The organism is Streptomyces katrae (assembly GCF_000966975.1).
Taxonomy (GTDB): domain Bacteria; phylum Actinomycetota; class Actinomycetes; order Streptomycetales; family Streptomycetaceae; genus Streptomyces; species Streptomyces katrae.
In genome coordinates this window covers 1-396 of sequence record NZ_JZWV01000616.1, presented here as the reverse complement: position 1 = coordinate 396, position 396 = coordinate 1, and the positions used below count along the sequence as shown (strand labels likewise).

Annotated in this window: 1 protein-coding gene; it reads right to left on the bottom strand. The window is 70.2% G+C overall.

Annotated features, from left to right (window positions below):
- Positions 1 to 19: 19 nt before the first annotated feature.
- Positions 20 to 396: hypothetical protein (locus VR44_RS22090; protein ID WP_045949308.1), on the bottom strand; the 377-nt coding region annotated here is incomplete at its 5' end.

Here is a 396-nt window from a genome sequence, read left to right as displayed (position 1 = left end):
GGGACTTTCGCAACACCCCCTAGCGCCGGACGGTGACGCAGGGCTGACCCGGTTGCAGGTTTCCGCCCTCGTAGAAGTAGCCGCAGATCCTGACCCCGTCGGCGAACGTCCACTGGACGGTCACGTCCACGTAGGCCCGGCCGTAGACGCAGCCGTTGTGGTAGCTCCCCCAGTAGTAGGTGTCGGCCTTGCCGGGGAACTTGGCGACCAGGGCGGCACGGTAGTTGCAGATGCCGTCGGGCTTGGTGCGGACGACGTTGCCCTTGTTGACGCGCAGGCCGGACCCGTCCACGTTCACACAGACGTAGCCGGGCCCGGTGGAAGCGGTGCAGCCGCCCGCCGAGGCCGCCGCCTGGGGGGCCGTGGCGAGCGAGAACGCGACGGCCGCGGCGGTGC